Raw genomic sequence first — 14,915 nt, forward strand, 5'->3', positions numbered from 1 at the left:
ACAAGCTCAGGGACCGCGTCCCAAAATTTCCGACACAGGAGAAGTAGTGCTCGAATCAAACACTTTCGATCAGCTTCGAATCGGTCTGGCCACCGCTGACGACATCCGTCGTTGGTCGTTCGGCGAGGTCAAGAAGCCCGAAACCATCAATTACCGCACGCTCAAGCCCGAGAAGGACGGCCTCTTCGGGGAGCAGATCTTCGGTCCCTCGCGGGACTGGGAGTGCGCGTGCGGCAAGTACAAGCGCGTCCGCTTCAAGGGCATCGTCTGCGAGCGCTGCGGCGTGGAGGTCACCAAGTCCTCCGTCCGCCGCGAGCGGATGGGCCACATCGAGCTGGCCGCTCCCGTCACCCACATCTGGTACTTCAAGGGCGTCCCGTCGCGCCTGGGGTACCTCCTGGACATGGCGCCGAAGGACCTCGAGAAGGTCATCTACTTCGCCGCCTACATGGTCATCTCCGTCGACGAGGAGGCGCGTCACCGCGACCTCCCCACGCAGGAGAACAACATCCGTCTCGAGCTGAAGACCCTCGGCGACCGTCGCGATGCCCGCATCGCCGCTCGCATGGCCAAGCTGGAGGAGGAGCTCGCCGCCCTGGAGGCGGAGGGTGCCAAGGCCGACCAGAAGAAGAAGGTCAAGGACGCCGCCGAGAAGGACATGTCGCAGGCCCGCAAGGCCGCCGACGAGCAGATCGCCAAGCTCGAGCGCGTGTGGGAAGACTTCCGCTCGCTCGAGGTCGGCACGCTCAAGCCCGAGGACGACGTCTTCCACGAGCTGCAGGACCGGTTCGGTCAGTACTTCGAGGCCCACATGGGCGCGGAGTCGATCAAGCGCCGCCTGGAGGCCTTCGACCTGGCCGCCGAGTCGGAGAACCTGCACCTGCAGATCTCCGAGGGCAAGGGCCAGCGCAAGATCCGCGCGATCAAGCGACTGAAGGTCGTCAACTCCTTCCTGCAGACGGGCATGAGCCCGGCTGCGATGGTGCTTGACGTCGTTCCGGTCATCCCGCCGGAGCTGCGCCCGATGGTGCAGCTGGACGGTGGCCGCTTCGCGACCAGCGACCTCAACGACCTGTACCGTCGCGTGATCAACCGCAACAACCGTCTCCGTCGCCTGATCGACCTCGGTGCCCCCGAGATCATCGTCAACAACGAGAAGCGGATGCTGCAGGAGGCCGTCGACGCACTGTTCGACAACGGCCGCCGTGGTCGCCCCGTCACCGGTACCGGTAACCGTGCGCTGAAGTCGCTGTCCGACATGCTCAAGGGCAAGCAGGGCCGGTTCCGCCAGAACCTGCTCGGCAAGCGCGTGGACTACTCGGGCCGTTCGGTCATCGTCGTGGGTCCCCAGCTGAAGCTGCACCAGTGCGGTCTGCCCAAGCAGATGGCTCTGGAGCTGTTCAAGCCGTTCGTGATCAAGCGCCTCATCGACCTCGGTCACTCGCAGAACATCAAGGCCGCCAAGCGTGCCGTCGAGCGCACCCGTCCCGAGGTCTGGGACGTGCTCGAGGAGATCATCCGCGAGCGTCCGGTTCTGCTGAACCGTGCGCCCACGCTCCACCGCCTCGGCATCCAGGCCTTCGAGCCTCAGCTCGTGGAGGGCAAGGCCATCCAGCTGCACCCGCTCGTATGTGCCGCGTTCAACGCGGACTTCGACGGTGACCAGATGGCTGTGCACCTGCCGCTGTCGGTCGAGGCGCAGGCCGAGGCCCGCATCCTCATGCTGGCCTCCAACAACATCCTGAAGCCGTCGGACGGCCGTCCGGTGACCCTGCCCTCGCAGGACATGATCATCGGTCTGCACCACCTGACGACCCTCAAGGAGGGCGCAGCCGGTGAGGGCCGCGTGTTCGGCTCCGTCGGTGAGGCGATCCTGGCCAAGGACGAGGGCACCCTCGACCTGCAGGCCAAGGTCCGCATCCGCATCCCGGGTCTTTCGTTCCTCGAGGGCCAGGCGCCCGAGGGCTACGAGCGTCACGGCATCGTGGACGCCTCGCTCGGTCAGGCGATCTTCAACGACACCCTCCCCAAGGGCTACCCGTTCGTACGCGAGCAGGCAGACAAGGGCAAGCTGTCGCAGATCGTCAACAAGCTGGCCGAGGAGTACCCGAAGGTGGAGGTCGCCGCGACGCTGGACCGCATCAAGGACGCCGGCTTCTACTGGGCGACGCGTTCGGGTGTGACCGTGGCGCTGAGCGACGTTCTGACCCCGCCGAACAAGAAGGAAATCGTCGCGGGCTACGAGAAGCAGGCCGCGAAGGTCCAGGCGCAGTACGAGAAGGGTCTGACGACCGACTCGGAGCGGCGCCAGGAGCTCATCAAGATCTGGACCGAAGCGACCGACGAGGTCCAGAAGGCGATGCGCGACAACTTCCCGGAGGACAACACCATCAACCGCATGGTGTCGTCTGGCGCTCGTGGTAACTGGCTGCAGATCCGGAACATCGCCGGTATGCGAGGCCTGGTGAACAACCCCAAGGGTGAGATCATCCCCCGTCCGATCATCTCCTCGTACCGCGAGGGGCTGTCGGTGGCGGAGTACTTCATCGCGACGCACGGTGCCCGTAAGGGTCTGGCCGACACGGCCCTCCGTACGGCCGACTCGGGGTACCTCACGCGTCGTCTCGTGGACGTCTCGCAGGATGTCATCATCCGCGAGGAGGACTGCGGCACGTCGAAGGGCCTCGAGCTCCCGATCGCCGCAGCGGGCGTCGACGGCAGCCTCGTCAAGGACGCGAACGTCGAGAACTCGGTGTTCGCCCGTACCCTCGCCGCCGACGTGGTCGACGCGCAGGGCACGGTCCTGGCCGAGGCCGGCGACGACGTGGGTGACGTGCTCATCAACAAGCTCGTCGATGCCGGTGTTGAGAACATCAAGGTCCGTTCGGTCCTGACGTGCGACTCGGCGGTCGGTGTGTGCGCGAAGTGCTACGGCCGTTCGCTGGCCACCGGCAAGATGGTCGACATCGGCGAGGCGGTCGGCATCATCGCCGCCCAGTCGATCGGCGAGCCCGGCACCCAGCTGACGATGCGTACCTTCCACACCGGTGGGTCGGCGTCGGCGGAAGACATCACGCAGGGTCTTCCCCGTGTGCAGGAGCTGTTCGAGGCGCGCACCCCGAAGGGTGCCTCGCCGATCGCTGAGGCCGATGGCCGCATCACGATCGACGAGACCGAGAAGGCCAAGAAGGTCATCCTCACGCCCGACAACGGCGACGAGCCCGTGGTCTACCCCGTCCTGAAGCGCGCGACGCTTCTGGTCGAGGACGGCCAGCACGTCACCGTCGGCGAGCCGCTCCTGGTCGGAACGCTCGACCCCAAGGAGGTCATGCGAGTCATGGGCGCCCGCGAGGTGCAGCGCTACCTCGTCAACGGCGTTCAGGGCGTGTACCGCTCCCAGGGTGTGCCGATCCACGACAAGCACATCGAGGTCATCGTGCGCCAGATGCTGCGGAAGGTCACCGTGGTCGACCACGCGGACACGACGCTGCTTCCGGGTGAGCTGGTCGACTTCAAGAAGTACCAGAACATCAACCGCGAGACGGTGGCGGCGGGCAAGCGCCCGGCGTCGGGTCGACCGGAGCTGATGGGTATCACGAAGGCGTCGCTCGCGACGGAGTCGTGGCTGTCGGCGGCATCGTTCCAGGAGACCACCCGCGTCCTGACGCAGGCGGCCATGGAGGGCAAGAGCGACCCGCTCGTCGGTCTCAAGGAGAACGTCATCATCGGAAAGCTCATCCCCGCCGGAACCGGACTTGCGAAGTACCGCAACGTCACGGTCGAGGCGACGGAAGAGGCCAAGAGCGAGCGGTACCCCAACCGCATCTTCGCCTCGGACGGCGCCTACAGCGACGCCGACCTGAGCTACGTCGATTTCGACAGCTTCTCGACGGACGACTTCACGCCCGGCACGTACAACTGATCGGGTCGGGATGCGGCTGACCGCCGCATCCCGTCCGCCCGAAGGCCCCCGTCCCTGCGCACGTCGCAGGGTCGGGGGCCTTCGTCGTTCCCGGGCGTCTGCGGGGTGAGGCAGGCGTGGCAGCGGGGGGAATCCGCGCGAGCGCGGCTACCGTGGGTGGGGAGGGGATGACATGGCTCGGGTGAGCGGACGTAGCCTGTGGATCGCGTGGCCGGTCGGCGTGATCTGCGCCGCCGTCGTGGGCGCGCTCGTGTGGATCGCCGCCCCCGGGGTGCCCGTGGTCATCGACTTCGTGGGGAACACCCTGCGGAGTGCGAGCTCGCCCCCGGCCGCGGTGGAGGAGGATTCCGCCGCGACACCTCCCACGGCGGACTCCGACTGCCGGAGCCTGTACCCCGACCGCCTCTGGGCCGAGCTGACGTGGACGCCGGAGGCGCTGCTGTCGCAGAACGCGGCGGCGCCGGCGACGGAGTCCACGCTGGCCACGGCCCTCGCCCCGGCCGTGCGTCTCACCTGCTCGTGGCGCGCGGACGACGGCCGGTCGGCCTCCACGACGGTGGCGACGGTCGCTGCGGATGCGGCGCAGGTGGCCCACGCGGCACTCTCGGCCGAGGGCTTCGTCTGCACGAGCGAGGAATCCGCCGTGCACTGCGAGCGCAGGAAGGGCTCCGTGCACGAGATCCACGATCTGCGCGGCGACGTGTGGCTCTCCAGCATGCTGACCGCCTGGCTGCCGGAGGGCTACGGCGCGCAGGTGGCGTCGCGCGTCTTCGGGCGCGGGTGAGTCAGTCGAAGATCGCCGCGACGATGCTGTCGGTGTAGCCCGACGGGGCGAGGTTGGAGAACTCGGTGTCGATGAGGATGCCGTCCCGCCAGAACAGGGTGCGTCCGTCGGTGACGGGGTACTGCGGGTTGGCCCACGTCTTCTCGCAGCGCGTGCCGGCGTCGGGGGTGTAGCAGGCGAAGCCCTCCGTGTCGGCGAGGGCGTTGAGCATGTCCAGGGCGGGACCCCGGTTCATCCGGGTGATCTCCGTGGCGAGGTACGTCGTGTCTGCCCGCGGATCGCGCCAGAGGCAGATGAGGGAGCCGTCGGACTGCACTCCCACCGGACCGAAACCCTCCGGGTTCAGCGGAGTCTCGCCGAGTTGCGCGAGCACCGGGTCGGCGAGGATCGCGCGGCAGTCGGTGGGAACGACCGCGGATGCCGTCGCCGACGCCGACGGGGTGGGAGAGGCGGTCGCACCGGAGGACGTCGGGCTTGCGGCCGGCGTGGGACCCGCCGTGCGCGTGGACGACCCCGCCTCGGGCGCGCAGGCCGCCATCGCCAGCATCCCGACCGCCAGCGTCCCGACTGCCAGTGTCGCGATCAGCGCTGCGCGGACGGGGGAGCGTCGAACACCGGCGATCATGGCCACACCATAGCCCTTCGGGGGCGACGGACATCGACACACGGCGGCACGCCTCCCAGGAGCGGCGGGAAGCGCACGTTAGCCTTCGAACGCGGGGATATACCCCGCGTGAGGAGTGCTGGGCGATGAGTGATTCCAAGTCGTCGTACGGCGACCCGGTCGACGAACCGACGGACGCAGACCGCGACGCCGACGTGGTCGGCCGTGCGCGCGAGGCTCTGGCCGAAGCCGAGGCTGCACGCGCGGAGGTTCCCGCCGATGCTGCGACACCCGTGTCCGCCGAGCGTCCGGCCGCAGACGAGCCCGAGACCGTCGTGATCGAGGAGACCGTGGTCGTCGAAGATCGCACCGAAGACCCCGATGACGCGCGCTGGGCGATGTACGCCGCGTCTGCCGAGGCGGACGCCCGTGCCGAGGAGGCCCGCGCCGACCAGGCGCGCGCCGACGCCCGTGCCGAGGAGGCCCGCGCCGACCAGGCGCGCGCCGACGACACCCGTGTCCAGGACGCCCGGAGGGACGAGACCCCGACGGTGGCCGCGACGCCCGTGGTCACTCCGAGCGAGCCCGTCCCCGAGCGCGCCGCGGCGTACGGCGGTGCGCAGCCCATCTTCGTCCAGGCCCCCGAGGCCCCGCGCCCCCGCGGGAACCGCGGAGCAGCCGGGGCGATCGGCCTGCTGGCCACCCTCGTCTTCGCCGTCCTCTACCTCGCCGCGACCCTGGGTCTCGGACTCCTCAACCGCGAATTCGAGCTCTCCGGGGTCGTCGAAGCGACGACGCAGGCGGTGACCACGTGGGCGTTCTGGGTGCCCGTGGTCGTCTTCTTCCTCGCGTTCTGGCTCCTCGGCGCGGTCATCAACCGCGGACGTTGGGGTCACTGGGTCGTGTGGGGCATCCTCGTCGGGCTCGCCGCGTACGCCGGTCACCTCCTCGGCGCGCTCTTCCAGGAGCCCTTCTGGATGCTGACCGCCCGCGAAGGCGCCGAGCTCCTGGAGGGCGCGGTGCTCGCGCCCCTGGCGATCGTCGCCTTCGTGCTCGGTCGTGAGCTGACGATCTGGTTCGGTGCGTGGGTCGCCGCCCGCGGACGCCGGATGACCGAGCTCAACGAGGAAGCCCAGCGCGAGTACGAGCGCACGCTCGAAGCCGGTCCGCAGCTGCACCGCGCCTGACGATGACCCGCGACGCGGCGGGCTCGGGCGGCGGGCCGGTCGCACCCGCCGTCGCCCTGGCCTTCGCCGTCGTGGGTTTCGTCGCCGTCGCCATCGCGGGCCTGGGGCTGACGAGCCTCGCCCTCGACGCGGATGTCATCGCCGTGCGGGGGCTCGGACAGATCCCCGGCGTCATCGGGATGCTGCTGGCCACCGCGGGGTTCGCCGCGGCCCTGTGGTCGGGGCTGAGGGCGGAGCATCCGTCGTTCTGGACCGCCGTCATCACGGCGCTGTGCGCGTACCTCGGTGAGGTCGTCGGCGTCGCCGTCGGAGCGCTGATCAGCGGCAGCGACCCGGCGCTCGCCTTCGCCGCGGCCGGCGCCGTCGCCATCGGCTGGCCCGGCGTGGTGATCGCCGTCACCGGCCTGATCGGCGGATGGGCGGGCATCGCGCTCGTCCGCACGCGCGCCCGCCGTCCGCGCTGGCCGTGGGAGCGCGACGAGGACGACTCGTGACGCGCCCGCGGGGACTAGCGTAGGAAACCGTGGAGCGGTCGATCGAGACCCAGGTCAGCCAGGCGGTGGACGCTTGGCTGCGGTGGCTGCCGCGGTGGGAGCCCGCGACGCACCGCGGCCGGGTGGCCCCGTGCCGCCGCTGCTTCGGATCGCCGGTGCTCTCGGCGGCGGGGCTCGGCGCGGATGTCCCCCACGGCGTGCAGCACGGGCTCTCCACGCGCGTGAAGACGATCATCGACACCTCGGTGGCCGAGTACACCGCGCGCAACCTGCCGATGCTGCAGGCCGAGCTCGACCAGCAGTCCGCCCGCAACCGCGCGCGCAGTTACCGTCCCGCTGAGGGACTGGAGCCGGAGTTCGAGGGCCTGCCCCTGGATCCCGATCCGGTGCCCGGCGCACCGTTCCTGTTCACCGTCTCGGGCATGGCTGCGGAGGAAGAGGCGGCGATCCCCGACCTGCCGCCCCTCACCGATGAGGCCAAGGCGGCCCTCCGCCAGGAGGTGGGGCTCGCCGACGACTACGCGAACATGATCGGGCGCGAGGTGTGCGCGGTGCTGCTGCACCATCGCCTCCGCATCCAGAGCGCTGTCGCCGAGTACGTCGAGCCGCAGATCGCGGCGATGCTGGAAGAGCTGACGCGGTCGCTGGACTCGCCGTTCGACCCCAACGACCCCGGCCTGCCCACCGTCTGACCCCGCCGGAAGCGCTCGGGACGCGTCACGCGTTCCTGCGGGATCCGGTGGGTTGGTACCATGACCGGGCTTGTACTGTGATGCGCCGCCGACGGCGCTATGGGCTATACCGACCGGGGGAGGCGGGGTTGCCGACACGCCTGCCCGCTGTGCCCCCGATCCTGCCGGGGCTGGCGTACATCCGGCCGCTCGGCTCGGGGGGCTTCGCCGATGTGTTCCTGTACGAGCAGGACATGCCGCGCCGCAGCGTCGCGGTGAAGGTGCTGCCCAGCGACGTGCGCGACCCCGACCTGCTGCGCATGTTCAACGCCGAGGCCGATGTGCTGGCTCATCTGTCGGCGCATCCGTCGATCGTCACGGTGTACCAGGCGGGTATCTCCGCCGACGGACGGCCCTACATCGTCATGGAGTTCTGCCCCGGCTCACTCGCGCAGCGCTACCGGGTGGAGCGCATCCCCGTCCCCGAAGTGCTCTCGATCGGGGTCAAGATGGCCAGCGCCCTCGAATCCGCGCACCGGGCGGGCCTCGTGCACCGCGACGTGAAGCCGAGCAACATCCTCATCACGACCTTCGGCACCCCCGTGCTCGCCGACTTCGGCATCGCCTCGGCCCTCGCGCGCCAGAGTGCCGATGAGGTTCTCGCGATGAGCGTGCCGTGGAGCGCCCCCGAGGTGGTGGCCGAGCAGACCGCGGGCACGATCTCCAGCGAGGTGTGGAGCCTGGGGGCGACGGTCTATTCGCTCCTGGCCGGGCACAGCCCCTTCGAGCGCCTGGAGCGCGGCCAGAACACCCGCGAGCAGCTGCGGCGGCGTATCGCCCGCGCGAGCTACACCGAGATCGCCCGGGCCGATGTCCCGCGGTCGCTCCAGCTCCTCCTCGCCCGCACCATGAGCCGCGACGCGCGCCACCGCCACGCCAGCGCGATCGAGGTCGGCGAGGCGCTGCGCGCCGTGCAGGCGGAACTGGGCCTCGCGGTGACCCCGTTGGAGGTCGCGGCGGAAGAGTGGCGTCCGGGCGCGCGTCCCGTGGACTTCTCCGACACCTCGCTCCGCGGCCCCGTGCGCAGCGCCGTCGAGCACAGCGGCCGGCGGAAGGTGCGCTCGGCGACGGGCGTCGCCTCGCTCGCGCGCGATGAGGACACCGGCATCTCCGGTCCGGATCGGCGGGCCCGTCCTCTGATTCCGTGGGTCCTCGGGGGCGCGGCCCTCCTCGCGGCGTCCGCCGTGACGGTGGCGGCGCTGCTGGCGACGGGAATCCTCTGATGCGCAAGCGCTCGATCGCGGCCGTGGCCGCCGGCGCGGCAGCCGTGGCCCTCATCGTCGGGGTGAGCATCGTCTGGCCGGGGCTCGACGCGCAGGAGACCCCGGAGGTGGACACGGCGGTGTGGGCGTTGCAGACGGGGGAGGGGCGCCGCTATGCGCGGGTGAACACCTCCATCGGCGAACTCGACACCGTGCGCAGCGTCAGCAACCCCAGCTCGGTGGCGCAGTCGGGCGAGGGCGCGTTCCTCTTCTCCGACAGCTTCAGCAAGCTCACTCGCATCAACGAGGCGCTGCCGCAGGATCTGGATGAGGAGACCGTGCGCGCGTCCCCGTCCACGCCGGCGGGAACGACGGATGTCGTCACCTCGGGCGACTTCGTGGCCTACCGCACCGACTCCGGTACCGTGCACGCCGGCCGGCTGTCGACGGGCGAGACGATGCCGGTGGATCCGTTCGCCACGGAAGACGAGGACGAGGACACCCCGCCGTACACCGCCGATGCGCTCGCGGTGAACCGCGACGGGATGCTGTTCGCCTACTCGTCGGACGACGAGTCGGTGCTGCGCTACGACCTGCGCCGGGGCGAGATGAGCGGCCGCGACCCGCTGCCCGCCGACCTGGCGAGCCCCGCCCTCACGGCCATGGGGGAGATCTGGGCGCTGATCGACCGCGACACCGGCGAGGTGCATCTGCGCGGCCGCGACGAGCCGGTGCCCGTGGAGGTGTCGGGCGACGTCCGCGTCGGCGAGGCAGACCCCGACGGCGACGCGGTCTACCTCGCGGACGAGACCGGGCTGGTCGCGGTCTCGCGCGACGGCACGGTCACCGCGGAGGTCGATCGCGGCGCGTCCGTGCTCGGTACGCCGGCAGCTCCCGTCGTGCACGACGGCGAGGTCTTCGCCGCGTGGCTCGGACCCACCGACGGGGGCGGAGTGCTGTGGCGTTCGCGCTCGGGCGAGACGGTGCTCGACTACGGCGCGGAGACGATCCCCGACGAGCGGCGACCGGTGTTCGTGGCCACCGACGAGGCCGTCATCCTGAACGAAACGCGCACCGGATGGGTCTGGACCGTCCCCGGCGGAGAGCTCGTCCCCTCCAGCCAGGACTGGTCGCTGGATGACCGCACCGATCCGGCCGCCGTCCCCAGCGAAGAACAGCTGAGCGTGGTGCTCGACCCCAAGCCTCCGATCGCCGAGGCCGACTCCTTCGGCGTGCGGGCCGGGCGCCTGGCGACCCTGCCCGTGCTGCTGAACGACCACGACCCCAACGAAGACGTGCTCAGCGTCGACCCCGCCTCGGTCACCGGATTGGACCCCGGCTTCGGCGTGGTCACCGTGACCGACGACGCCCAGCGTCTCGCCGTGCGGCTCGAGCCCGGCGCATCCGGGTCTGCGACCTTCCAGTACGCCGTGACCGACGGAACCGCCGCCGACGGGTTGCGCTCGGAACCGGCGAGCGTCACCCTCACCGTGTCGGGCGGCGACGGCGCCCCGCAGTGGTGCGGTGTGGAGGGATGCCTCGTCGAATGGCCGACCCCCGAGGTCGCGCGCGGCGGGACGGTCACCGTGCCCGTCCTCCCCGGATGGGTGGACCCCGACGGCGACCCCCTCCTGCTGCTGTCGGTGGAGAACGCCTCCGGCATCGGGACGGTGGCCTCCACCCCCGGCGGAGACATCGTGTACCAGCACGCCGACGACGGGTCGGGGGGTGAGCAGCTGATCGAGCTGAACGCCACGGTCGCCGACACGGCGGGGCAGGTCTCGACCAAACCCCTTCTCGTCCGGGTGAGCCCCGACCCCGCACTGGCCGTCCAGTCCTTCGCCGTCGTCGACACCGTCGGCGCCGGGCTCACCGTCGACGTCGCCCCGCACGTCACCGGAACCGCGGGCACGCTCGCCGTCACCTCGGTCCGGGTGCTCGACGACGCCGCGGCCACCGCGACGGTCCTCGGCGGCACGACCACGTTCGACTTCTCCGCGTCCGGGCCCGGCACCTACCGCGTGGGCTTCACGGTGACCGATGGGCGAACGGATGCCACCGGCACGGCGCGCCTCACGGTGCTCCCCGCCGACGCACCCGCCCAGCTGGCGACCTCGCCGGTCGTCGCGTTCGTGCATCCGCAGCAGGACGCGACGCTCGACGTGTTCGCCGCAGTGTCCAACCCCACGCGGCGGGTGCTGCTGCTCAGCGACGTCGCGGCCACGGCCGATGACGGGGCGACCCTGTCGGTGGATGCGGTGGGGCAGAACAACCTCCGCGTTTCGGGCACCACGGCCGACGGCGCCCCCGGGCGCCTCGGCACGGTGGCGTACACCGTCAGCGACGGCACCGAGGACGCCGGCGCGCGCGTGGTCGGGGAGGCCACGGTCTACCTGCTGCCTCCCGCGCCGGAGATCGCCCCGATCGCCGTCGACGACGCCGTGACGGTCCGCGCGGGCTCGCAGATCGACATCCCGGTGCTCGACAACGACATCTCCCCGGCCGGTGGTCGCCCGAGCCTGGACCCGTCGTCGGTGACCTCGAGCTCGCCCGACGCCCTCGCCTTCGCCTCCGCCGGTGTGCTGCGCTATCTGGCTCCGGCCGAGCCCGGCGACTACGGCGTGGACTACTCCGTCTATACGACGGGCTCGCCCTCGCTCCGCGACACCGCCACGGTCCGCATCCGAGTCCTCCCCGAGGACGAGAACCGCGCCCCCTCCCCGCACACCCTCGAGGGGCGGGTGCTCAGCGGAGGCACCACCGCCATCGAGTTCGACGGTTTCGGAATGGACCCCGACGGCGACGTGGTCACCCTGGACCGCATCCTCGAGCAGCCCGCGCGCGGCTCGGCCACGATCTCGGCCGACGGCGCGTCCATCGTCTACTCGGCGCTCCCGGGAGACCGCGGCCAGGTGTCCTTCCGCTACCGCGTCGAGGATGCCGCGGGGGAGACGGGCGAGGGGACCGTCCGCATCGGCGTGCTCGACACGGAGGCGAACCCGAGCCCGGTGACCTTCACCGACTACGTCGAAGTGCAAGCCGGCGAAGACAACACCATCCGGGTCAGCCCCCTCGCCAACGACATCGATCCCACCCAGGGCGCTCTGCGGCTCACCGACGTCCGGCCCGACCTGCCCGAGGTGCTCGCGGACGGCAGCGAGAACGCCGAGCACGCGCGCCTTGCGGAGCACATCCTCTCCACCAGCGACACCGGGGTGGTGCTGGCGGCCGGCGAGGCTCCCGCGACGATGTCGTTCCTGTACGACGTCGAGTCCGACTCGGGCAACACCGGCCGCGGCCTCATCGTCGTCCGGGTCGTCCGGGAGAGCGTGCCCGATTACCCGATCGTCGCCGACACCGTGCTGTCGGTGGAGAACCGCGACGAGTTCGAGTCGGGGGTGGACGTGCTCACCGGCAAGGCGACATGGTCGCGCGGTGAGGTCGACGACCTCGAGGTGAGCCTGTGGGGCCAGCCGGAGGGCGTGGAGGTGGGCGGGCGCCGGCTGAGCGGTGCGCTACCGGCCTCCACGCGCGTCATCCCGTTCGCCGTCACCGCCACGGTGGGCGACGACGAGATCACGACCTACGCCTTCCTCCGGGTCCCCGGCGACGACGACCTGGACCTTGCCCTGCGCACCGGCACCCCGCCCCAGGAAGTGCCCGAGCTCGAGTCGGTGGCGTTCGACATGGACGACCTCGTCGCGCTGCCGCGCGATGCCACCCTCGAGGTCGGCGACGACGTGCGCGCCTCGGGAGCGCGCCCCGACGCGGTGTGCGCGCGGGAATCGGGCACGCGCGTGCGCTACGACGCGGGAGCGGGAGCGCCGTGGACGGACTCGTGCCAGGTGCCCGTGCGCCTGGCCGGCACCGACGAGTGGACCTCCGTCTCGGTGCCTCTCGCCGTGGTCGCACGCGATCCGCAGCCGGAGCTCCGCCCCGGGTCCCTCACGGTCGGGCCGGGGGAGACGGCGACGTTCGATCTGCGCAACATGACGACGTGGCAGCTCGCGCGCGAGGACTGGGACGCCATCCAGTACAGCCTCGAACCCGCGGGCGGCGCCTTCGAGGTGTCGCTGGCCGGATCGATCGTGACGGTCGTGGGCGCTGACCGCGCGGTACCCGGCACCGAAACGGCGGCTCTCGTAGGCGTCACCAGTCATCCGTCGGTCGCCCCGGCCCGCCTCGTGCTCAGGGTCGGCGCGGCGCCGTCGACCCTCCCGCAGGGTGGATCCGTGACGCAGCAGTGCTCGCAGGCTGCGGGCGTCTCCTGCACCCTGACGGTCATCGGCGCGGGCGGGGAGGTCAACCCGCTGCCGCGCACGCCCCTCGAAGTCGTGGACGTCCGGCCCACCGGAGCGTGCGCGGGCGTGAGCTTCCGTGTCGCCTCCGCCTCCGCGGTGACGGCCTCGTGGACACCGGATGCCCCGGGGGCGACCTGCACGGCATCCTTCTCCGTGCGCGACGCGCAGGGGCGCACCACCGCCTCCGAGCGCGACGGACGCATCCTGCTCGATCTCCAGGGGTACCCGAAGGCTCCCGCCAGCATCCGCCAGACCGCCTACGGCGACGGCACCGTGACCCTTCGCGTTGATGCGGGCGAGGCGCGCCTGGCCTACCCGGGGTTGTCGGGCTTCGTGGTCCGCAGCGCCGGCGCCGAGGTGACGCGCTGCTCCGCCGACGGCGCGTGCCCGGTGATCACCGCTCCCAACGGCGAGCAGCGCGTGTACGAGGCGTGGGCCGTGAACGCCGTCGGTGAATCGCGCGCGAGCGTGCGCACGACGGCGTGGGCGTACGCGACACCGGCGACCCCGCGGAACCTGTCCGCCACCCCCGTCGTCACCGGCGGCGAAGGCAAGCGCGTCGCCCTCGTCATCGGGGATGTGGACTCCGCCACCACCGGATCGCTGGAGATCACCAGCCCCGCGGGGGAGAGACGGACCGTGACGGTCGTTCCGGGGCGCAATCGCGTGGAGGTGCCCGACTACGTCGTCGGTTCGAACACCTCCGCCACGATCTCCGTCACGCCGGTATCGCGGTTCGCGCTCCCGCCGGGGCTCGGGGGAAGTCTCACCGGCGGTGCGGCGCTGGTCCAGGGCAACGGCATCGGCGCGCCGACCGAGCTCAGCCTCACGCTCTCCAGCGAGTCCATCGGCGACCGGCAGGCGCGCATCACCGCGCGCGGGTCTGCCAACCGCAATGGAGACGGCGCCGAGCTGCGCTACGCGTTCTCCACCCCCGCGCAGGGAGCGGCCGGTGCGTGCGGCCCCGCGAGTACGGCTCCCTCCGCCACGTGGACCGTCGACGCCGGGAGCCAGTACGCCGTCCGGATGTGCGTGGAGACGTGGTTCGCCGGCCAGCGGTTCGGTGTGGAACAGGCCGTCGGCGAGGTCCGGGCCATCCAGCGCGCCGACGCGCCGACGGGCTTCCGCTTCGTGGTGGATTCCACGCCGCGGGTCGACGGGCGCTCCGCGTTCTGGACGATCCGTGACCTGCCGACGTCGTCCGAGTCCGCGCCGGCCTTCAACGAGCCGCGCTTCAACAAGTCGCTTCCGCTCAGCGAGATCGGCAACGACCCGGGCCTCCAGGTGCGGTGGTGCCACACGCTGTGGGAGACGTGCGGCAATTGGGGCACCGTCGCTCCCGCCGACGGGCGAGCGCCCTACCAGCTGCGCGCGGACTGGCAGGTCACCCGCTGCGAGGGCGGGTTCCCGCTCGCCGCCGGCGGTACCGTCACGGGCGGAAACGGTGCGGTCTCCGCCGCGGTGACCGCAGGCGGCGTGACCTTCCTCGACGCTGCCGGGAACACCCTGGTGCGGCCCGAGGACGGCACGGTGCCCTTCGATGCCGTGGAGGTCCGCGGCATCCCGGTCACCGTGAGCATCGGCAAGTGGGGGCTGAACGACGCGTCCTCGACCTTCGGCGGCCCCTGCTCCCCCAACCTTCCTCCGACCTCGCCCGCCCCATGACCCACGCAACCCCCACAGAAGGACC

The 14,915-nt window shown here is 71.2% G+C and carries 8 protein-coding genes; 7 read left to right on the top strand and 1 reads right to left on the bottom strand.

The features are described 5' to 3' along the window. Positions 1-46 precede the first annotated feature (46 nt). Together rpoC and AC2DGY_RS14050 are read left to right on the top strand one after the other, a co-directional pair. Entirely contained in the window at positions 47-3,922 is a 3,876-nt protein-coding gene (gene rpoC, locus AC2DGY_RS14045) for a DNA-directed RNA polymerase subunit beta' (RefSeq protein ID WP_484510375.1), read from the top strand. 172 nt (positions 3,923-4,094) lie between these two features. Further along, the gene (locus AC2DGY_RS14050) at positions 4,095-4,706 is read left to right on the top strand and encodes a hypothetical protein (RefSeq protein ID WP_484510376.1); all 612 of its coding nucleotides are present in this window, start codon (positions 4,095-4,097) and stop codon (positions 4,704-4,706) included. A gap of 1 nt (position 4,707) precedes the next feature. Here the strand turns inward: AC2DGY_RS14050 and AC2DGY_RS14055 are convergent, their stop codons facing one another. Beyond that, positions 4,708-5,331 (bottom strand): hypothetical protein, encoded by a 624-nt coding sequence (locus AC2DGY_RS14055; protein ID WP_484510377.1) that lies wholly within the window; start codon positions 5,329-5,331, stop codon positions 4,708-4,710. 125 nt (positions 5,332-5,456) lie between these two features. Between AC2DGY_RS14055 and AC2DGY_RS14060 the strand changes: the two genes are divergently transcribed. The 5 genes from AC2DGY_RS14060 to AC2DGY_RS14080 all read left to right on the top strand — a co-directional run bounded on the left by AC2DGY_RS14060 (position 5,457) and on the right by AC2DGY_RS14080 (position 14,890). After that, positions 5,457-6,497 carry an ABC transporter gene (locus AC2DGY_RS14060; protein ID WP_484510378.1) on the top strand — a complete coding sequence of 347 codons (1,041 nt, stop codon included), beginning with the start codon at positions 5,457-5,459 and terminating at the stop codon, positions 6,495-6,497. A 2-nt stretch (positions 6,498-6,499) separates the two neighbouring features. Continuing rightward, positions 6,500-6,991, top strand: coding sequence for a hypothetical protein (locus AC2DGY_RS14065; protein ID WP_484510379.1), 492 nt, complete (start codon positions 6,500-6,502; stop codon positions 6,989-6,991). Between the two features lie 29 nt (positions 6,992-7,020). Then, entirely contained in the window at positions 7,021-7,683 is a 663-nt protein-coding gene (locus AC2DGY_RS14070; RefSeq protein WP_484510380.1) for a spermidine/putrescine ABC transporter substrate-binding protein, read from the top strand. A gap of 128 nt (positions 7,684-7,811) precedes the next feature. Beyond that, a complete protein-coding gene (locus tag AC2DGY_RS14075) occupies positions 7,812-8,945 on the top strand; it encodes a serine/threonine-protein kinase (RefSeq protein ID WP_484510381.1) in 1,134 nt (377 codons plus the stop codon). Then, the gene (locus AC2DGY_RS14080; RefSeq protein ID WP_484510382.1) at positions 8,945-14,890 is read left to right on the top strand and encodes an Ig-like domain-containing protein; all 5,946 of its coding nucleotides are present in this window, start codon (positions 8,945-8,947) and stop codon (positions 14,888-14,890) included. Before AC2DGY_RS14075 ends, AC2DGY_RS14080 begins: the two co-directional genes overlap by 1 nt. Positions 14,891-14,915 lie beyond the last annotated feature (25 nt).

Source organism: Microbacterium sp. Z6_144 (genome assembly GCF_057197625.1).